This window comes from Streptomyces lacaronensis (assembly GCF_047337785.1).
Taxonomy (GTDB): Bacteria; Actinomycetota; Actinomycetes; order Streptomycetales; family Streptomycetaceae; genus Streptomyces; species Streptomyces lycopersici.
The window spans coordinates 2,263,188-2,281,723 of record NZ_JBLHDK010000003.1 but is presented as its reverse complement, the minus strand read 5'-3'; the positions used below and the strand labels follow the sequence as shown (position 1 = coordinate 2,281,723).

At 71.4% G+C, this 18,536-nt stretch carries 18 protein-coding genes; 13 read left to right on the top strand and 5 right to left on the bottom strand.

All coding sequences use genetic code 11. The features are described from left to right. Window positions 1–71: 71 nt before the first annotated feature. On the top strand, window positions 72–1,415 hold the full coding sequence (locus ACMTAK_RS10125; protein WP_413805899.1) for an FAD-dependent oxidoreductase: 1,344 nt from the start codon (window positions 72–74) through the stop codon (window positions 1,413–1,415). Between the two features lie 7 nt (window positions 1,416–1,422). Here the strand turns inward: ACMTAK_RS10125 and ACMTAK_RS10120 are convergent, their stop codons facing one another. The 3 genes from ACMTAK_RS10120 to ACMTAK_RS10110 are packed head-to-tail and all read right to left on the bottom strand — an operon-like array spanning window position 1,423 to window position 4,450. Then, window positions 1,423–2,193, bottom strand: a complete 771-nt coding sequence (locus ACMTAK_RS10120) for an SDR family NAD(P)-dependent oxidoreductase (protein WP_413805898.1) — start codon at window positions 2,191–2,193, stop codon at window positions 1,423–1,425. Window positions 2,194–2,222: 29 nt separating this feature from the next. Then, complete coding sequence (locus ACMTAK_RS10115) at window positions 2,223–3,251, bottom strand: phosphotransferase family protein (protein ID WP_413805897.1); 1,029 nt, start codon at window positions 3,249–3,251, stop codon at window positions 2,223–2,225. Then, window positions 3,248–4,450, bottom strand: a complete 1,203-nt coding sequence (locus ACMTAK_RS10110; RefSeq protein WP_413805896.1) for an acyl-CoA dehydrogenase family protein — start codon at window positions 4,448–4,450, stop codon at window positions 3,248–3,250. Before ACMTAK_RS10110 ends, ACMTAK_RS10115 begins: the two co-directional genes overlap by 4 nt. Window positions 4,451–4,797: 347 nt before the next feature. Here ACMTAK_RS10110 and ACMTAK_RS10105 point away from each other — a divergent pair, with 347 nt between their 5' ends. After that, complete coding sequence (locus ACMTAK_RS10105; RefSeq protein ID WP_413805895.1) at window positions 4,798–6,099, top strand: MFS transporter; 1,302 nt, start codon at window positions 4,798–4,800, stop codon at window positions 6,097–6,099. Window positions 6,100–6,139: 40 nt separating this feature from the next. Here ACMTAK_RS10105 and ACMTAK_RS10100 read toward each other — a convergent pair whose 3' ends face one another. Together ACMTAK_RS10100 and ACMTAK_RS10095 are read right to left on the bottom strand one after the other, a co-directional pair. After that, a complete protein-coding gene (locus ACMTAK_RS10100) occupies window positions 6,140–6,883 on the bottom strand; it encodes an SDR family oxidoreductase (protein WP_413805894.1) in 744 nt (247 codons plus the stop codon). Window positions 6,884–6,954: 71 nt separating this feature from the next. Continuing rightward, window positions 6,955–7,995: an NAD(P)-dependent alcohol dehydrogenase gene (locus tag ACMTAK_RS10095; protein ID WP_413812842.1), complete on the bottom strand. Its 1,041-nt coding sequence runs from the start codon at window positions 7,993–7,995 to the stop codon at window positions 6,955–6,957. A gap of 95 nt (window positions 7,996–8,090) precedes the next feature. Between ACMTAK_RS10095 and ACMTAK_RS10090 the strand changes: the two genes are divergently transcribed. The 11 genes from ACMTAK_RS10090 (at window position 8,091) to ACMTAK_RS10040 (ending at window position 18,526) form a co-directional block, all read left to right on the top strand. Next, a complete protein-coding gene (locus tag ACMTAK_RS10090; RefSeq protein WP_413805893.1) occupies window positions 8,091–8,894 on the top strand; it encodes an SDR family NAD(P)-dependent oxidoreductase in 804 nt (267 codons plus the stop codon). A gap of 125 nt (window positions 8,895–9,019) precedes the next feature. Further along, on the top strand, window positions 9,020–10,168 hold the full coding sequence (locus ACMTAK_RS10085) for an acyl-CoA dehydrogenase family protein (protein WP_413805892.1): 1,149 nt from the start codon (window positions 9,020–9,022) through the stop codon (window positions 10,166–10,168). A gap of 162 nt (window positions 10,169–10,330) precedes the next feature. Then, window positions 10,331–11,119 (top strand): enoyl-CoA hydratase/isomerase family protein, encoded by a 789-nt coding sequence (locus ACMTAK_RS10080; RefSeq protein WP_037953706.1) that lies wholly within the window; start codon window positions 10,331–10,333, stop codon window positions 11,117–11,119. A 5-nt stretch (window positions 11,120–11,124) separates the two neighbouring features. Beyond that, a complete protein-coding gene (locus ACMTAK_RS10075; protein ID WP_413805891.1) occupies window positions 11,125–11,508 on the top strand; it encodes a Zn-ribbon domain-containing OB-fold protein in 384 nt (127 codons plus the stop codon). Beyond that, window positions 11,505–12,653, top strand: coding sequence for a thiolase family protein (locus tag ACMTAK_RS10070; RefSeq protein ID WP_413805890.1), 1,149 nt, complete (start codon window positions 11,505–11,507; stop codon window positions 12,651–12,653). The genes ACMTAK_RS10075 and ACMTAK_RS10070 overlap by 4 nt, the downstream gene beginning before the upstream one ends. A 43-nt stretch (window positions 12,654–12,696) precedes the next feature. Continuing rightward, on the top strand, window positions 12,697–13,899 hold the full coding sequence (locus ACMTAK_RS10065; RefSeq protein WP_413805889.1) for an acyl-CoA dehydrogenase family protein: 1,203 nt from the start codon (window positions 12,697–12,699) through the stop codon (window positions 13,897–13,899). Further along, entirely contained in the window at window positions 13,896–14,870 is a 975-nt protein-coding gene (locus ACMTAK_RS10060) for a phosphotransferase family protein (protein WP_413805888.1), read from the top strand. The genes ACMTAK_RS10065 and ACMTAK_RS10060 overlap by 4 nt, the downstream gene beginning before the upstream one ends. A 38-nt stretch (window positions 14,871–14,908) precedes the next feature. Further along, window positions 14,909–16,141: an acyl-CoA dehydrogenase family protein gene (locus tag ACMTAK_RS10055; RefSeq protein WP_413805887.1), complete on the top strand. Its 1,233-nt coding sequence runs from the start codon at window positions 14,909–14,911 to the stop codon at window positions 16,139–16,141. Continuing rightward, entirely contained in the window at window positions 16,138–16,914 is a 777-nt protein-coding gene (locus tag ACMTAK_RS10050) for an SDR family oxidoreductase (protein WP_413805886.1), read from the top strand. Before ACMTAK_RS10055 ends, ACMTAK_RS10050 begins: the two co-directional genes overlap by 4 nt. Then, entirely contained in the window at window positions 16,911–17,738 is an 828-nt protein-coding gene (locus tag ACMTAK_RS10045; protein ID WP_413805885.1) for an SDR family NAD(P)-dependent oxidoreductase, read from the top strand. Before ACMTAK_RS10050 ends, ACMTAK_RS10045 begins: the two co-directional genes overlap by 4 nt. After that, complete coding sequence (locus ACMTAK_RS10040; protein ID WP_413805884.1) at window positions 17,735–18,526, top strand: enoyl-CoA hydratase/isomerase family protein; 792 nt, start codon at window positions 17,735–17,737, stop codon at window positions 18,524–18,526. Before ACMTAK_RS10045 ends, ACMTAK_RS10040 begins: the two co-directional genes overlap by 4 nt. Window positions 18,527–18,536 lie beyond the last annotated feature (10 nt).

The following is an 18,536-nucleotide window of genomic DNA, read 5'->3' as shown; positions in this document are numbered from 1 at the left end:
TTCCCGTGCTTGCTCTTTGAACTGGATTCGGTTTTGCTGAGATGGTCGTCCCATGACCGGAGGGGAGTCGCGTGCGCGCGGAAGAAGTCGATCTGCTCATCATCGGTGCGGGTATGGCGGGGTTGACCGCCGGTGCCCGCGCGGTTCGCAATGGCCTGTCCGTCACGGTCGTGGAGATCGGTAAGGACGTCGGCGGTTCCGCGCTCTTCGCGGGTTACGCATGGACCGCGCCGAGCCACGACATCATGGACCAGCACAATCCGTATGGAGACACCGCGCTCAAGCGCGCCCTCGTGGATCGGTTCCCCGAGGGCATCTCATGGATCCGTTCCCTCGGCGTGGACATCAAGGACGCGCAGCGCGTTCTCGATTTCGGCCGCGGGCACCAATTCGACACCCATCAGTACGTCGCCACCTGTCGTCAAGCCATCCGCCGAGGCGGTGGCGCGCTGCTGTTGGAAACGTGCACCGAAAGGCTGGTGGTCGAGGACGGTGTCGTGACGGGGGCGGAGCTGCGACTGGCCGATGGCACCCGTACACAGGTGCGCGCCGGGTCCACGCTCATCGCGACCGGCGGGTTTCAGGGCGATACCGAACTCCGCGCCACGCATGTGCACCCCCGTGCCGGGGGCATGCGGCTCCGCTCCAACCCCTTCAGCCGCGGCGGTGGCTACCGTCTGGCCACCGGGGCCGGTGCCGCCACCGGCCACGATGACGCGGGCTTCTACGGCCATCTCATCCCCAGCGGCATCCCCTTCGCCGACCCGGCGGACTTCGTCGACCTGTCGCTCTACTACAGCGAGCACGCCCTGCTGTTCAACGTGGACAACGACCGGTTCGTCGACGAGACGCTGGGCGACCACCTCACGGCCATGGCGCTGCTGGAGCAGCCCGAAGGCCGGGGCCTTCTCATCGCCGACGCCCGGGTCTTCCGTGACTGGGTCGTCGGCAGTTACGTCGAGGGCGCGGTCGCCGTGGACAAGTTCGCTCTGGCCGGTAAGCGGGGCGGCCGTGTGGGACTCGCCGAAGACCTCGACGAACTGGCCTACCTCCCGGAGGAATGGGGGTACCGGGGCGACGCCGTGCGCGACGCGGTCAAGCTGTTCAACGAACACGCCGCGGCGGGGCTGGAGCCGGTGCCCGGCCGGAAGCTGGACCGCCTCCCGCTCGACGAACCGCCGTACTACGTGATCGAGACGGTACCGGCCATCACCTTTCCCTTTCACGGGATCCGCGTCGACGACCGGGCCCGCGTGCTGCGCGGGGACGGTGAACCGCTTCCCGGGCTCCTCGCGGCCGGGTCGGACACCGGTGGCCTGTGGCACCGCGCCTACGCCGGCGGCATCGCCTCGGCCCTGGTGTTCGGACTGACCGCCGCGGACACCGCCACCGCGACGGCGCCACACGCCAGGTAGCGCCCCGTCAGCGCGCCGTCCAGCCGCCGTCCACGTACAGCTCGGAGCCGGTCACGAAGCTCGCGTCCTGCGACGCGAGGAAGGCGACGGCCCCCGCCACCTCTTCCGGCCTGCCGAGCCGCCCCATGGGGGTGCCCTCGACCATCGCGGTGTGACGGGGTGTGCCCTGCCACAGTTCCCGCGAGAGCGGGGTCTCGATGAAGCCGGGGTGGATCGAATTGACCCGGACGCCGCGCGTCGCCCAGTGCAGCGCGGCGTTCTTCGTCATCAGCCGGACCGCGCCCTTCGCCGCGTGATACGAGAACTGGCTGCCGAAGCCGCCCACCGTGCCGAAGATCGACGCGATGTTGACGATCGAACCGCCACCGGAGCGTTCGATCGCGGGGCCACCGTGCTTCATGCCGAGCCAGACTCCGCCCTGGGTCACCGCGATGACCTTGTCCCATGACTCCTGGGTCTCCGTCTCCACGGTGCGCATCTGGGCGACACCCGCGTTGTTGACGAGCACGGACAGGCCGCCCAGTTCGGAGACCACGCGCTCGACCGCGCCGCGCCACGCCTCCTCGTCGCTCACGTCCAGCGCGAGGCCGAGTGCCCGCGCTCCGTCGGCCGCCGGCTCCTTCGTCAGCTCCTCCGCCAGGTGGTCGCAGCGGTCGGCGTCCACGTCGGTCACCACCACCGTGGCGCCCTCGGCGGCCAGCCGCCGTGAGACGGCGGTTCCTATGCCGCCGGTGGCGCCGGTGACCAGGGCGATCTGTCCGGACAGTCGGTCTCCCACGGGCACTCCTTCGTCTTGTGTGTCAGTGGTCACGGCAGGAGCTCCAGCCCCGAGCGCAGCAGCGCGGGCACCGCGGATCCGACCCGTTCGAATCCTGTGCCGACCGTCTGTCCCGCCGAAAAGCGGGCGTGGATGCCCTCCGCGATGACGGCGAGCTTGAAACAGCCCAGGGCCTGGTAATACGGCAGGGCGCCGATGTCCCGTCCGGACTTCTCGGCATATCGCTCGGCCAGTTCACGCCCCGATCGAAAACCGGGGTTGGCCGTCGGGACGTGCCGCGCCGCGAGGACCGGTTCGCAGGTCCGGTCCCAGTACATGAGCAGCATCCCGAGGTCGGCCAGGGGATCGCCGAGCGTGGCCATCTCCCAGTCGAGGACCGCGGCGATCCGCCCGAAGTCGGCGGGTGCCAGGATGACGTTGTCCAGGCGGTAGTCGCCGTGCACGATGGCCGGGGCGCCGCTCGCGGGCAGCGAGCGGGCCAGTCTGCCGTGCAGTTCGTCGAGGTCGGGCAGGCTCCGCGTGGCGACCTTGTCCCACTGCCCACGCCATCGCCGCACCTGGCGCTCCAGATAGCCGTCGGGCCGGCCGAAGTCGCCGAGCCCGACGGCGGCCGCGTCCACCGAATGCAGCGTGACCAGGGTGTCCACCAGTGTGTCAGCGGCGCGCCGCGCGTCGTCCGGCGGGAGTACGGCGGCCTCGTCGCCGTCGCGCAGCACCGTGCCCTCCACGAAGCCGACGACGCAGAACGGCGCTCCGATCACCTCCGGGTCCGTGCACGACAGCACGGCCCGGGCGACCGGCACCGCGGTGTCGGCGAGCGCGGCGACGACGCGGTATTCGCGGTCCATGTCGTGCGCGGTCGGTGTCAGCACCCCCAGTGGCGGTCGGCGCAGCACCCACCGGTGTGTCCCATCGGTCACCGCGTAGGTGAGATTGGAGCGCCCGCCCTCCAGGAGCGTGACCTCGAGCGGGCCCGCGCACTCGGGTACGTGGCGTTCGAAGTAGCGCTGCAACGCGGCCACGTCGACGCCGGCCGGCGTCGTCCCGGGGAGGGTCACCGAGCGGCCCTCCGCTCCCGTGCCGCCCGCACCGCGCGCTTGGCGATGGCCCAGCGATGGGTCTCGGAAGGGCCGTCGTAGATACGGAACGGACGCACCTCGCGGTACAGCCGCGACAGCGGGGCGTCCCCCGAGATGCCGAGCGCGCCGCATATCTGGACGGCCCGGTCGACCACCCGGTGCACCGCCTCGGAGACGTATGTCTTGGCGATGGAGGTGTGCTGGGCGGCCGGGCGGCCCTGGTCCAGTTCCCAGCAGGCCCGCCACAGCACCGCCCGGCTGGTCTCGATGTCGATCTCGGAGTCGGCCAGCATCTGCTGCACCATGCCCAGTTCGGCCAGCGGCTTGCCGAAGGCCGAACGGTCCGCCGCGCGTTCCAGGGCGATGTCCTGTGCCCGCCGAGCCACTCCGAGCCAGCGCATGCAGTGGGTCATGCGGGCGGGCCCCAGGCGTACCTGGGCATACGCGAAGCCCTGGTCCACCTCGCCCAGCACGGCCTCGTCCCCGACCTCGCAGCTTTCGAAGGCGATCTCGCTGTGGCCGCCGAAGAGGCCCCGGTCCAGAGTGTCGATATTCCGGACGATCTTCATGCCGGGGTTGTCGGCGGCGACGAGGAACATCGTCGCGCCACCCGGGTCGCCGGGGCCGCCGCTGGTGCGGGCCATGCAGATGGCGAAGGCCGCCCCGTCGGCGCCGCTGATGAACCACTTGTGGCCGTCGATCCGCCAGCCGCCGTCGATCCTCGTCGCGGTCGTCGTGAGCGCGCGCGGGTCGGAGCCGGCGCCCGGCGCCGGCTCGGTCATCGCGAAACACGAGCGCGTCTCGCCGGCCGCCAGCGGGCGCAGATACCGCTCCTTCTGCTCCTTGGTGGCCACCACCTCGAGCAGGTGTGTGTTGCCCTCGTCGGGAGCCGCGCAGTTGAGCGCGAGCGGCCCCAGCAGCGAGTACCCGGCCGCTTCGAACACCACCGCCTGCCCGCGCAGGTCCAGTCCGAGTCCGCCCCATTCGGCGTCGATATGCGGGGCGAACACCCCCGCCTCGCGGGCCGCGTCCTGAAGCCGGCGGCGCAGCGGCTCCGGCCCGGCATGGACATCGCCGTCACACGCCCGCTCCTCGGGTATCACCACGTCCCGTACGAACTCGGTGGTGCGCCGCGCGATCTCCGCGACTCTTTCCTCGATCTCGAACCCGATGGGCACGTTGCACTCCCGAGCTTGGCTACTGCCTACCTGTAGGTCTGAAGCGCGGACGTCGCACGCGGTGCGCCCGCTTCCTATGAGTAAACCGAATCCAATTCAGATCCTCAACCGATCGGGTGTGTGTCGCTGTGGTGACCGTCCCGCGCGGCCCTCCACCGCTGTCTGGGCCGCAGGTCGGGCGCCCCATACATAGAGCCCTTTCGGTCCGCGCGCCTGATCGTGCCCACGGCGTCCGCCGGGCTCCCGGAGAAAACCCTGTTCGACGGCTAGCTGTACTGAGTTCAGTTCTGTAGCGTCCCGGGCGTCGGCAGGAGACCGGACCATGCCGCCAGGAAGGGAGCCGGAACATGAGCACCACACATCAGCCCGCGCCGCCGGGGGAGGAGTCGGCGTCGTACGATCCACGTACGGTGCGCCGCGCGATGCTCGCCGGGAGCATCGGCACCTTGATCGAGTACTTCGATTTCAGCGTCTACGGCTATCTCGCCGTGGCGATCGCTCCGCAGTTCTTCCCGGGCGACGATCCAGCGGCCTCGACGCTGGCGGCGCTCGCGGTGTTCGCCACGGGCCTCGTGGTGCGGCCGATCGGCGGTGTCTTCTTCGGATGGATCGGCGACCGCTGGGGGCGTCGCAAGGCGCTGGTCTCCTCGGTGCTGTGCATGGGGGTGGCCAGCAGCCTCACCGGACTGCTGCCGACCTACAGCCAGATCGGTGTGTTCGCCGCGGTGCTCCTGTTCATCACCCGACTGGTGCAGGGCATCTCCTCGGGCGGCGAGTCGGTCGGCGCCTACACCTACATCTATGAGTCGGCGCCACCCCGGCGCAGAGCCTTCCTCGGCGCTGTCACGCCCATCGGGTCCAACCTCGGGTTCATGTTCGCGGCCTCGACGGCCGGGGCGATCTCGGCCCTCACCACCAAGGACCAGATGGCCGACTGGGGCTGGCGGCTGCCCTTCCTGATGGCCGTGCCGCTCACCATCCTCTGCCTGTGGGCCCGGCTACGGATCGAGGACACCCCGGAATTCAAGGAGGCCGCACAGCGCGCCGACATCCCCCCGGCTCCGATCCGAGAGGTGCTGGCCACTCACCGTACGGCGCTGCTGCAGTCTGTCGGCCTGGCCATGGCACAGGGCGGCGCCATCTTCCTCGGGCTGACGTACATCGGCATCTATCTGACCACCAACCTGGGATACGACACCACGCTGGTGTACTGGCTGTCCGCGGGTGTCGTGCTCTTCACCGTGCTGCTCATGGTGCCGGCCGGCTGGCTCGCCGCCCGATTCGGCTGCCGGCGCGTCCTGATGGGCGGGCTGCTGGGCTTCCTGGTGACCGCCTACCCCGCGATGATGCTGATGGGCCAGGGGAGCCTGGCGCTGGCCGGTCTGGCGTATCTGCTCCTGATGCTGAGCAGTGCGTTCGTGCAGGTCCCGGCGGCGAGTTTGTGGCCGCATCTGTTCGAACGCCGGGTCCGCTACACCGGTATGGCGATCGGGTACAACGTCGGCACCGTCCTCGCGGGCGGTACGGCTCCGTACATCGCGGCCTTCCTGGTCGACCGGACCGGGAACCTGCTCTCCCCGGCGTTCTTCGTCATGCTGGTCTGCCTGATCGGAATCGGTTCCCTGCTGACCGTCCGCAAGGATGTATAGGGGGTGTCGGCGTGGTGACCGCAGGCCTCCACGCCGCGCTCTAGTCCGCGGAGGAATGGCCGCCGAGGCCGATGGTCTGGCCACCGTCGATGAGGAACTCCCCGCCCGTGGTGTAGGAGGTGTCATCGCTCGCGAGGAAGAGCACCATGCGGGTGACCTCCTCGGGCTCCCCGATGCGCGCCACCGGCTGTTGGGCGAAACGTTCGGGTGAGGCGGTCTCACCCATGGGCGTGCGGATGACTCCGGGGTGTACGGAGTTGACGCGTACCCCCGTGCCGGCCATGTCCAGTGCGGCGGCCTTGGTCATCCCGCGCACCCCCCACTTGCTCGCCACATAGCCGATGCCATTGGCGAAACCCGTCATCCCGGCGGCCGAGGAGACGTTGACGACGGCCCCGTGGCCGCGCTCGCGCATACCGGGGAGGACGGTGTGCATGCCGAGGAAGGCGCCCACCAGATTGACGTCGATGATCTGGCGGAAGTGCTCGGGCGACTGCTCCTCCACGCCGCCGTAGTGCATGATCCCCGCGTTGTTGACCAGGATGTCCACGGGGCCGAGGGTGTCCTCGACCGTGCGGACGACGGACCGCCACTCCGTTTCGTCGGTGACGTCGAGGTGGCAGTACCGCGCCTGGCGGAGTTCCCCGGCCAGGGCCTCCCCCTCGTCGTCCAGCAGGTCGCAGACGGCGACCCGGGCGCCCTCCGCGACCAGCTCCCGTACATGCGTGGCACCCATGCCCCGGGCGCCGCCGGTGACGATCGCCACTTTTCCGTCGAAGCGCATGCTGAACTTCCCTTCCGCATCCATGAGCCCGGCACCGATGAGCCGGAGCCATCAGTTCACCGCGAATGTGATCAGTCGGGGACGAGCACGGTCCGGCCCCGGGCCGCGCCCCGGCGAAGCCGGTCGATCGCCTCCGGAGCGGCGGACAGCGGGAAGCGTTCCGTCTCGACGCGCAGCGCCCCCGAACGTGCCAGCGTGACGACCCCTGCCAATTCGTGGCGAGTTCCCCAGAAGGGCAGTGAGAGCCGGAAACCGGCCGGGAGGACACCCGGCTTGGACACCGTCAGGCTGCCGCCCCCGCTTCCGACGACGGCGAGTTCGCCACCGGGGCGCAGGACGCTGATCGCGAGTTCCAGTGTCTGTGCGGTTCCGACGAAGTCGAGCACGGCGTCCGCCCCCACGTCACCGCTTCGCGCCCGCAGCGCGCGGGCGGTGTCCGGCCGCATCAGGGTGGAGAAGTCCGCGCCGGAGCGGTCCGCGAGAGCCAGGGCGTCCTCCCGGACATCGACCGCCAGCACCCGGCTCTCGGTGGTGGCGCGCAGGATTTGGACGGCCAGGTGGCCGAGCCCGCCGACACCGATGACGACGGCGGTGGTGCCCTCGCCGAGTGCGGGCCGGAGCCCGGACACGGCGTGGTAGGAGGTCAGGCCCGCGTCGGAGAGCGGGGCGGCCTGGTCGGCCGGCAGGTCGCCGATCGGCACCAGGAGGCGGGCGGACGGGACGAGCAGATATTCGGCCATTCCGCCGTCCCGGCCCAGTCCCGCCCCGTGCCAGGCGAGGGTGTCACGCCGGTCGCAGTAGTTGTCGGAGCCCGCGGCACAACGTGCGCAGGAGCCGCAGCCCCACGGCCCGTAGACCACCACGCGGTCACCTGCCGCCACCCCGTCGGCATCCGGCCCCAGGGCCGTGACCCGCCCGGCGACCTCATGGCCGAGGGTGAACGGAAGCCGGTAGGGGAGCGCCCCCGGAGCAGCGTCGATGACGTGCAGATCGGAGCGGCACAGCCCGGCGGCTTCGACCCGCACCAGCACTTCGGTGCCGTGGGGGACGGGCCGCTCGGCCTCAGCCGGCGCCGGAGTCTCGCCCCAGGCCGTCAGCCGCAGAGCCCTCATCTTCACCGTCCTGGGTCTTGTCAGCGCCACGGCTGCCACGGTAACAGAGGTGAAGTCGGTTCAATAGATGTCCTGGGCAACTGAATGGAGTCGATATGACAGGCGAAGATGTCCGCACCGGGAGGTTCGCCGGCCGGGTCGCGATGGTGACGGGAGCCGCCTCCGGCATGGGCGCGGCGGTCGCCCGGCAGCTGGCCGTGGAGGGGGCGGGGGCCGTCGTCCTGGCGGACGTGAACGGTGAGGGCGCCGCGGCGGTCGCCGAGGAGCTGCCCGGCGCCGGGGCGATCGCACTCGACGTGACGGACGCGGCGGCCGTGGACGGCGCCTTCCGGGACGTACTGCGCCGGTACGGGCGGCTCGACGTCCTGGTGCACGCGGCGGGGGTCGACGATCCGGAGGCGAAGCGGCGCATCGCGGACGCGACGGCCGAAGGACGGCCGGTCGAGGTGACCGACTCCCTCGACGACGCCTCCTGGCGGCGGGTCCTGCGCGTGAACCTGGACGGGACGTTCCATGTGCTGCGCGCCGCGGTGCGGGTCATGCGGCCCGCCGGGGCCGGGGCGATCGCGGTGATCGGATCGTCGTCGGCCTTCGACGCGCCCGTCGGCTATCCCCACTACGCGGCCTCCAAGGCGGGTGTGCACGCGCTGGCCCAGGCCGTGGCCAAGGAGGTCATCGCGTCCGGGATCCGCGTGAACGTGGTGGCGCCGGGGCCCACCGAGACGGGGATGGCGGCCCGCACCCCCGAGGCGCTGCGGGCCGGTTTCGCCGACCCGCGGGTGCGCCCGTACGCGACGCCCGAGGAGATATCCGAGATCGCCCTCTTTCTCGTGAGCGATGCCGCGGCGAACCTGGTCGGCGCGGTGCTGCTCGCCAACGGCGGCCGGTTCACCGCCTGAGCGGGTGTCCGGAGCAGTTCGGGTGCGGGTCTTGCCCGCCCGGAGTTCGGTGCCTACCGTCTTGAACTGAGTTCAGTTTCTATACTTTAAGCCGCCGCCCGTGGTACGAGCACGATGGAGATCCCATGCACCGTCGCCGCCCCGAGATCGACCCCCAGCTGCTGTCCGAGACGGACGAGCAGCGACAGCTGCGCACCGTCCTGCGCGACCTCTACGCCGAGGCGAGTGGCGTCGAGGATGTGCGCAAACATCTGGCCGGCCCGCGCGGATACGACGAAGCGCTCTGGGCGCGGCTCGCGGGCGAGATCGGAATCCATGGACTGGCCGTTCCGGAGGAGTACGGCGGGTCGGGTTTCACCTTCGCCGAACTGGCCGTGGCCCTGGAGGAATCCGGGCGCGCCCTGTACTGCGCGCCACTGCTGCCCACGGTGGTCCTGGCCGCCCACGCGCTGCTGCTCAGCGGTGACCGTACGGCATGCGAGCGCTATCTGCCCCGGATCGCCGACGGCACGCTCACCGCCACCGTGGCCGGTTTCGACGCCGACGAGCCCGGCGTCGCCGCGGAACAGGAGAACCGCGACGGCTGGGTGCTGCGCGGACGCGCGGACTTCGTGCTCGACGGGGCCGGCGCGGATCTGCTCCTGGTGCGGGCCGGAACGCCTGCCGGGCCCCGGCTCTTCGCCTGCGAGCCCGCCCCCGACACCGCCCTGCGTACTCCGCGCCGCGTCCTGGACGAGACGCGGCGCCAGGCGCTGGTGGAGTTCCGGGGCGCCCCGGCCACCGCCGTGGGTACGGCGGAGGAGGCCGAGGGCACGGTTTCGGCGACGTTGGACACAGGACGGGCCGCGCTGGCGGCCGAACAGCTCGGCGGTAGCGGGCACGCGCTGGACGCGACGGTTGAATTCGTAGCGCAGCGCCACCAGTTCGGGCGTCCCATCGGGTCCTTCCAGGCCGTCAAGCACCGGCTGGCCGATGCGCTGGTGGCGCTGGAGGCGGCGCGCTCGGCATCCGCGTACGCGACCGCCTGTGTGGCCGTCGCCTCACCGCAGCTGCCGGTGGCCGCCTGTGCCGCCGCAGTGGTCTGCTCCGAGACCTTCCGCCTGGCGACGGCCGAGTATGTCCAACTGCATGGCGGTATCGGCTTCACCTGGGAGCACCCGGCCCATCTGTACGTACGCCGGGCGCGTGCCGCCGAGGTGCTGTTCGGCACGGCGGACCAGCACCGGGCCCGGCTCGCCGAACGCGTCGGCCTCGCCCCCCGTGGCGCCGCCTGAGCGGGCACCTGAGCCGCCCCGGGCTGTGTCCAGGCCGATCAGGTCGAGCAGCGACGGTCGCGGGACTGAATCAGATTCGATTGGCTCGATCAGGGGGTTGACAGGGAGGTCTCCGGCTCCCAGAGTTGTAGTGAATTCAGTTCAGTTTCAGAGGGGTGAGGGATGACTACGGAAGACGAGATCCAGTTCGAGCGCGACGGCCACGTCGCCCGGGTGTGGCTCAACCGTCCGTGGAAGAAGAACTGCGTCACCGTGCCGATCCTGGACCGGCTCGATGAGATCATCACCGAGGTGGACGAGGATCCTGACCTGCGGGTCCTGGTGGTGCGCGGCCGTGGCGGCACCTTCTGCTCGGGGTTCGACCTCGACAGCCTGAAGGCCGAGTACGTCGGCAAGTCGAACGCGATCGACGTCGCGGTGAAGTCCGCGAAGGTGTGCGACCGGCTGTACTCGATGAAGACGCCCTCGGTCGCGGTCCTTGAGGGCCATGTCACCGCCGGTGGCTTCGAGATCATGATCTCCTGCGACTTCGCCATCTCGGCCGACGACGCGAAGATCGGCGACTTCCACATCCGCCGCGCGCTGTTCGGCGGGGCCGGACCGATCTACCGGGTGCCGCGCATGATCGGCATCCGTAAGACCAAGGAGCTGATGCTCACCGGCAAGCTCCTCTCCGGCGTAGAGGCCGCCGAGTTCGGGCTGATCAACAAGTCCGCCCCGGCCGACGAGCTGGACGCGACGGTCGAGGAGTTCATCAGCCACCTCGCCGACAAGAGCCCCTTCACCATGTGGCTCACCAAGATGACGATCGACCGTAGCCTGGACGCCGACACCCAGTCGCTGATGGTGATGGAGCACCTCGCCGTGGGCGTCGCGCTCAACTCCGAGGACGCCAACGAGGGCGTCTCGGCCTTCCTGGAGAAGCGCGAACCCAAGTGGCAGGGGCGCTGATCCCGATGACCACGGATCCGCGGAGCCAGGCCACCGCCGGGCTCCAGGGCGCACGCTGCTCCGGCTGCTCGGTGACGGTCTACCCCGCGGACGACGCCTGCCCGCGGTGTGGAGGGCCGGCCGATCCGGTGGCCCTCCAGGGCACGGGCACGCTGTGGACCTGGACGGTGCAGCGGTACGCGCCCAAGTCGCCGCCCTACGAGCCCCCGCCCGGAGGCTTCGTGCCGTTCGCCCTCGGCTATGTCGAGCTGGCGGACGACGTACGAGTGGCCGCCGTCCTGGACCTCGACGACCTCGACGGCATCCGCATCGGCATGCCCCTCTCCGTGACCGCCGGTCCCGGGGTGCCCCGGGCCAGGCCCACGACCCTGAGCGAGGAGGGCTCTTGAGCACCGATGTGCTGATCTGCGGCGCGGGGCGCACCCCGTTCGGCCGGTGGTCGGAGACGACCGGCCGGCAGCTGGCCGTCTCGGCCGTGAACGCCGCGCTGGCGGACGCCGGAATCGAGTGGTCGCGGGTGGGGGCCGCGTTCGGCGGCAGCGACAGCGCGGGTCTGGCGGACACCCTGGTGGCCCAACTCGGCCTGACCGGACTGCCGTTCGTCAATGTCAAGAACGGCTGTGCCACCGGTGGCAGCGCGCTGGTCTCCGCCGTGAACGCGATCCGCTCCGGCATGGCCGACGTCGTCCTCGCCGTCGGCTTCGACAAACACCCGCGCGGCGCCTTCGACCCGAGGCCCGAGGACTGGGGCCTGGGCGTGGAGTACGGCAGCGACGGGCTGATGGTGACCACCCAGTTCTTCGGCATGAAGATCCAACGCTATATGCACGACCACGGAATCACCCCGCGGACCCTCGCCCTCGTGGCCGAGAAGGCGTATCGCAACGGCGGTCTGACCCCCGAGGCATGGCGCCGAAAGCCGATGTCCGCCCAGGAGATCCTGGAGTCCGGCATGGTCAGCGATCCGCTGACCCGCTATATGTTCTGCTCCCCGGGAGCGGGCGCGGCGGCGCTGGTCCTCTGCTCGCCCGAGGCCGCCCGCGCGCTGGACGGCCCGCCGGTCACCCTGCGCTCGGCGGCCGTACGCACCCGGCGCTTCGGCTCGTTCGAGGTGTTCAGCCCGTGGATCCCCGGGGGCGAACTGACCAGCGTCAGCCGTGACGCCTCGGCCGCCGCCTTCGAGGAGGCGGGACTCGGTCCCGGCGACGTGGACGTCTGCCAGCTACAGGACACCGAGAGCGGTGCCGAAGTGATGCACATGGCCGAGTGCGGGTTCTGCGAGGACGGCGAACAGGAACGGCTGGTCGCCTCCGGTGCCACCGGGATCGGCGGAAAGCTGCCGGTCAACACCGACGGCGGCTGTATCGCCAACGGCGAACCCATCGGCGCCTCGGGGCTGCGCCAGGTGTACGAAGTCGTCCAGCAGCTGCGCGGACGGGCCGGGGACCGGCAGGTCCCGGACCGTCCCAGGATCGGCTTCACCCATGTGTACGGCGCCCCCGGCGTGAGCGCCTGCACGGTCCTGTCCCGTTGAAACGTCCCGCCGAACGGCCCGCCGATCGGGGGTGGAGGAAGAGATGAGCGATATCCCGGGACCCGAGGAGTTCCGCGAGAGGGCCCGGCGGTGGCTCGCCGGGGTCGCCCGGCCCCGCGCCGCCGACGGGGAGTGGGGCAGTGGCCCCGACTCCGTCGCCGTGTTCGACAACTGGACCGAGGAGCAGGAGCGCGACCACACCGCCCGCGTCCAGGAGTGGGAACGCACCCGCTACGACCAGGGCTGGTCCGCCTTCAACTGGCCGCGGGAGTACGGAGGACAGGGGCTGCCCGCGTACTACGAGCAGCTCTACCGCGCCGAAGAGGCGGCCTTCGACGTACCCCACCGCCCCGAGATCTTCCCCGTGACACAAGCGCTCGTCGCCCCCGCCATCGGCCTGTGGGGCACCGAGGAGCAGAAGAGCCGCTGGCTCGTACCCCTGCTGCGCACCGATGAGCTGGCCTGCCAGCTGTTCTCGGAGACCGAGGCGGGCTCCGACCTCGCCGCGGTACGCACCAGAGCGGTGCGCGAGGGCGACGGCTGGGTGCTGACCGGGCACAAGGTGTGGACCTCCGGTGCCCGCGTCGCGACCTGGGGCGTGGCGGTGTGCCGCACCGATCCGGACGTCCGCAAACACGCCGGTATCACCGTCTTCATGGTGCGCATGGACGCGCCGGGCGTCACCGTACGGCCCATCCGGCAGATGACCGGTGGCACCAGCTTCAACGAGGTCTACCTCGACGGTGTGCGGGTGCCGGACACCGACCGGCTCGGGCCGGTCGGCGAGGGCTGGCGGGTCACGCTCAGCGTGCTGGCCGCCGAGCGGCTCGACTCCGGTGGCCTCGGCCTGGACAACGCCGACCGGGCGCTGGACCTGGCCGGTCATCTGCCGCGCCCCCTCACCGGCGCCGAGCGGCAGCGCGCCGCCGACCTCCACATCCGCACCCTCGTCCAGCGGCTCATGGGGCTGCGGGTGACCGCCGCCCTCGTCGCGGGGCGCGAACCCGGCGCGGAGGCGTCGGTCGGCAAGCTGTACGCCACCGAGACCATGCGGCGCACCAGCGACCTGGTGTCCGAGCTGCTGGGGCCGAGCCTGGTGGCGGACACGGGGGAGTGGGGCACGTACGCCTGGACGGAGCACCTGCTGGGCGCCCCCGGCTACAGCATCGCGGGCGGCACCGACGAGATCCAGCGCACCATCCTCGCCGAACGCGTCCTCGGCCTGCCCAAGGAGCCCGTCCGATGAGCATGGCCACCGAGGCGCCGGAGCTGGCCGCCCGGGTCCGCGACCGGCTCGCCCGCCACCACCCGGGCGCCTCGGTCGGTGAGCTGAGGGTGCTGCCGGGCGGCCACTCCGGGCTGACGTACGAGGTCGCGGCCGGGGACGCCCGGTACGTCGTCAAGGCCGTGCCACCGGGGCAGCGGCCCGTCGGACGCAACGATGTGCTGCGCCAGGCACGGGTGCTGGGCGCGCTGGCCGGGTCCGCGGTGCCGGTACCGGGAGTGGTGGCCGTCGACGAAGCGCAACCCGCCTGGTTCGCCATGGACTTCGCGGATGGTGAGGCCGTCGAGCCGGTACTGGACGACCACGAGGTACCCGCCGCGACGGCCCGCGCCCGAATGCTGGAGATCGCGTCCGTTCTGCGGCGGCTGCACGGCACCGACGTGCACACGCCCGGGCTCGACGCGCCCGCACCGCTCGATCCCTCCGGCGAGCTGGACCGGTGGAGCCGCACCCTGCGTGCCGTTCCTCCCGAACTGCGGCCCGGCGGGGAGGAGTTGCTGGTACGTCTCGCCGATGGCGTACCGGGCGGCCTGCCGCCGGTGCTGCTGCACGGGGACTTCCGGCTCGGCAATGTGCTGTGCGCGGACGAGCGGGCGGTGGCCGTCGTGGACTGGGAGATCTGGAGCGTCGGCGATCCCCGCATCGACCTGGGCTGGTTCCTGCTCTTCGCCGACCACCGCAACTTCCCCCGGCTGGGACACGCGGTGCCCGGCCTGCCCGGCGAGGCGGAACTGCTGGACACCTACGGCGACGGCGGGCCCGCGCTGCCCGCGATGGACTGGTTCCGGGCGCTCGGCCGCATGAAGATGGCCGCGATCATGGGTCATAACCTGCGCCGCCACCGCGAGGGCAAACACCACGACCCGGACCAGGAACGCCTGCCACCCACCATCGCCGCGATGATCCGCACCGCACGCGACATCCTCGGCTGACCCGGCAGCGGTAACGCCCCCACCGAACAGGAGCACTCGTGGATTTCGGATACTCGCCACGGGCGAGTGAACTCCAAGGCCGCATGCGGTCGTTCATGGACGAGCATGTCTTCCCCGCGGAAGCCACGTACGACCGGCAGCTGGCCGAAGGGGACGATCCGCACGCCCTGCCGCCGGTGATGGCCGAGCTGAAGGCGAAGGCCCGCGCCGAGGGCCTGTGGAACCTCTTCATGGCGCACGGCGACTGGGGCGCGGGGCTCAGCAACCTCGAATACGCGCCGCTCGCCGAGCTGGCGGGCCAATCCATCATCGGCCCCGAGGTGTTCAACTGCTCGGCGCCCGACACCGGCAACATGGAGCTGCTCGCGCTGTACGGCACCCCGGAGCAGCGGGAACGCTGGCTGCGCCCCCTGCTCGACGCCCGGATCCGCTCCTGCTTCGCCATGACCGAGCCGGAGGTCGCCAGCTCCGACGCGCGCAACATCCGCACCCGTATCACCCGCGACGGCGACACGTACGTGGTCAACGGCCGGAAGTGGTACACCTCCGGGATCCTCGACCCCGACTGCCAGCTGATCATCCTGATGGGCAAGACCGATCCGGAGGCGCCCACCTACCGGCAGCAGTCCATGCTGCTCGTCCCCCGGAACACCCCGGGCGTCACGGTCCTGCGCGACCTGCCGATGTTCGGCTACACCGACCGGCTCGGACACGGCGATGTGCTCTTCGAGGACGTCCGCGTACCGGTCGCGAACATCCTCGGCGGCGAGGGCGAGGGCTTCGCGCTCGCCCAGGGACGGCTCGGTCCCGGCCGTATGCACTACGCGATGCGCGCCGTGGGCTTCGCCGAGCGCGCGCTGCGGCTGATGTGCGAGCGCGCCACCGAACGCACCGCGTTCGGCGGGCCACTGGCCGACCGGGGAGTGGTCCGGGAGTGGATCGCCCGCAGCCGCATCGAGATCGAGCAGGTGCGTCTCCTCGTCCTCAAATCGGCCTGGCTGATGGACACCGTCGGCAACGCCGCCGCCCGTATGGAGGTGGCCGCCATCAAGGTCGCGGCGCTGGAGGTCGCGCACAAGGTGGTCGACCGGGCGGTGCAGGCCCATGGCGCGGCGGGGGTCAGCGACGACACCGTGCTGGCCCGGCTGTATGCCATCACCCGGGCGCTGCGCATCGCCGACGGCCCCGACGAAGTCCATCTGCGGACCGTGGCCCGCCAGGAACTCGCGCAGTACAAGAAGAAGACCGAGCCGACAACGGGGGCAGTGTGAGCGCCAACGGCCTCGACGGCAAGGTGGCCGTCATCACGGGCGGATCCCGGGGCATCGGCCTCGGCATCGCCACCGCCTACCGGGCGGCCGGTGCCCACGTGGTGATCGCGGCCCGCAAACCGGCCGGACTCACCGAGGCGCGCGAGGAGCTGCTGCGCGTCAAGGGCGACGGCGATGTGCACACGGTGGTGGCGAACGCCGGTGAACCGGACCAGGCCGAGCGGTGCGTCGAGGAGACCATGGCCCGCTTCGGCCGGGTCGACGTCCTCGTCAACAACGCGGCGACCAACCCGTACCACGGCGACCTGCTCGACCTGGATCTGCCGCGCGCGGAGAAGACCGCCCGGGTCAACCAGTACGGCATGATCGCCTGGACCCGGTGCGCCTGGCGGGCCTGGATGGCCGAGCACGGGGGAGCGGTGGTCAACATCGCCTCCGTCGGCGGGCTCGTCGTCGATCCGCACATCGGCTACTACAACGCCACCAAGGCCGCCATGCTGCACATGACCCGGCAACTCGCCTACGAACTCGGCCCGCGCGCCCGCGTCAACGCCATCGCCCCCGGACTGATCAAGACGGAGCTGGCACGGGCGGTATGGGAGGTCCGTGAGCCGATCCTCACCGCCAAGCTGCCACTGCGGCGCCTCGGCACGGTCGAGGACGTGGCACACGCGGCGCTGTTCCTGGCCACCGACGCCTCCTCCTGGATGACCGGCCAGACCCTGGTACTCGACGGTGGCGCGACCGCCCTGCCGATCGGGGTGGAGGGATGACCGCGCCACGACTCGCCGAGGGGGACGGAGGGATGACCGCGCCACGGAACGTGCCCCGGCCCGCCGCCGAGCTGTTCTCGCTCCGGGGCAGGACGGCCCTGGTCACCGGCGCGTCCGCGGGGCTCGGCGCACGCTTCGCGGCCGTCCTCGCACAGGCCGGGGCCACCGTGTTCGCCGCCGCCCGGCGCATCGAGAAGCTGAACGAACTCGCCGACTCCGACACCCGCATCCACCCGGTCGCCTGCGATGTCTCGCTCGCCGCCGAACGCGCGCGGCTGGCCGGGACGGCGCTGGGCGCCACCGGCCGCATCGACATCCTGGTCAACAACGCGGCCACATCCGGGGAGACCCGCGCCGAGGACGAATCCCCGGACGCCTTCGCCGACGTCCTCGGCGTCAACCTCACCGCCCCCTTCCACCTGGCGCGCCTGGTGGCGGAGGCACCCGCAGTGGAAGGCGACCCGCCGCGGAGCGTCATCAACGTCTCCTCCATCCTCGGCCTGGTCACCGCCGCCCCGCTGGGCGGCGCGAGCTACGCGGCGTCCAAGGCCGGGCTGATCGGGCTGACCCGGGAACTGGCCGGTCAGTGGGGCGCGACCGGAACCCGCGTCAACGCGCTCGCCCCGGGCTGGTTCCGCACCGAGATGACCGCGGACCTCTTCGGCGACGAGCGCTCCAGCCGCTGGGTCGAGCGCAACACCCTGCTGCGGCGCGGCGGCGGGGCCCATGAACTGGACGGCGCGCTGCTGTTCCTCGCCTCGGACGCCTCCTCGTACTGCACCGGCCAAGTCCTGACCGTCGACGGCGGATGGACTGCGCGATGAGCGTCGGCATCGAGATCGACGACGGTCTGGCCCGTGTCACCCTGCGCCGGGGCGCGGCGGGCAACGCCATCGGCCTGGACATGGCACGCGGACTGCTGCACGCGGCGCGGGTCTGCGCCACCGAGTCCGTACGGGCCGTGCTGCTGACCGGCGAGGGGAAGTCCTTCTGCGTCGGCGGCGACCTCGGGGAGTTCTCCCGGCTCTCCGGAGAGCCACTGGAGCGGCACCTCGTCGCGGTGACCGGCGCGCTCCACGACGCGCTGCGCACGTTCGCGGCGGGCGACGCGCCCGTGGTGGCCGCCGTGCAGGGAGCCGTCGCCGGCGCGGGAATCGGCCTGGCCGCGTCCGCCGATATGACCCTGGCCGCCGACGACGCCTCGTTCACCACCGCGTACACCCGGATCGGCTACTCACCGGACGCCGGAGTGAGCTGGTTCCTGCCCCGGCTCGTCGGCCCCAAGCGGGCCCTGGACCTGCTGCTGACCAACCGCCGTATCGCGGCGGCGGAAGCCGAGACCATCGGTTTGGTGAGCCGGGTCGTCCCCGCCGACCGGCTGGCCGCCGAGGCGCTGCGCACGGCCGAGGCGCTGCGCGACGGGCCCACCGCCGCCTTCGGCGCCACCCGCCGTCTCGTCGCCACCGGGCAGACCTCCGACCTCGGCACGCACCTGGACCGCGAGGCCCGTGCGATCGCCGCCGCGGCCGCCTCCGCCGAGGGCCGTGAGGGTGTCGCCGCCTTCCTGGGCAAGCGGACGCCCGACTTCACACCCGCCGTCCCCAGCACCTGACTCCTCCCCG

Bases quoted from the DNA above. Each gene is read 5' to 3' on its own strand.
- ACMTAK_RS10080 (WP_037953706.1), top strand. From the start codon at position 10,331: ATGACTACGGAAGACGAGATCCAGTTCGAGCGCGACGGCCACGTCGCC.
- ACMTAK_RS10090 (WP_413805893.1), top strand. From the start codon at position 8,091: ATGACAGGCGAAGATGTCCGCACCGGGAGGTTCGCCGGCCGGGTCGCG.
- ACMTAK_RS10085 (WP_413805892.1), top strand. From the start codon at position 9,020: ATGCACCGTCGCCGCCCCGAGATCGACCCCCAGCTGCTGTCCGAGACG.
- ACMTAK_RS10105 (WP_413805895.1), top strand. From the start codon at position 4,798: ATGAGCACCACACATCAGCCCGCGCCGCCGGGGGAGGAGTCGGCGTCG.
- ACMTAK_RS10095 (WP_413812842.1), bottom strand. From the start codon at position 7,995: ATGAGGGCTCTGCGGCTGACGGCCTGGGGCGAGACTCCGGCGCCGGCT.
- ACMTAK_RS10045 (WP_413805885.1), top strand. From the start codon at position 16,911: ATGACCGCGCCACGACTCGCCGAGGGGGACGGAGGGATGACCGCGCCA.
- ACMTAK_RS10075 (WP_413805891.1), top strand. From the start codon at position 11,125: ATGACCACGGATCCGCGGAGCCAGGCCACCGCCGGGCTCCAGGGCGCA.
- ACMTAK_RS10100 (WP_413805894.1), bottom strand. From the start codon at position 6,883: ATGCGCTTCGACGGAAAAGTGGCGATCGTCACCGGCGGCGCCCGGGGC.
- ACMTAK_RS10065 (WP_413805889.1), top strand. From the start codon at position 12,697: ATGAGCGATATCCCGGGACCCGAGGAGTTCCGCGAGAGGGCCCGGCGG.
- ACMTAK_RS10060 (WP_413805888.1), top strand. From the start codon at position 13,896: ATGAGCATGGCCACCGAGGCGCCGGAGCTGGCCGCCCGGGTCCGCGAC.
- ACMTAK_RS10040 (WP_413805884.1), top strand. From the start codon at position 17,735: ATGAGCGTCGGCATCGAGATCGACGACGGTCTGGCCCGTGTCACCCTG.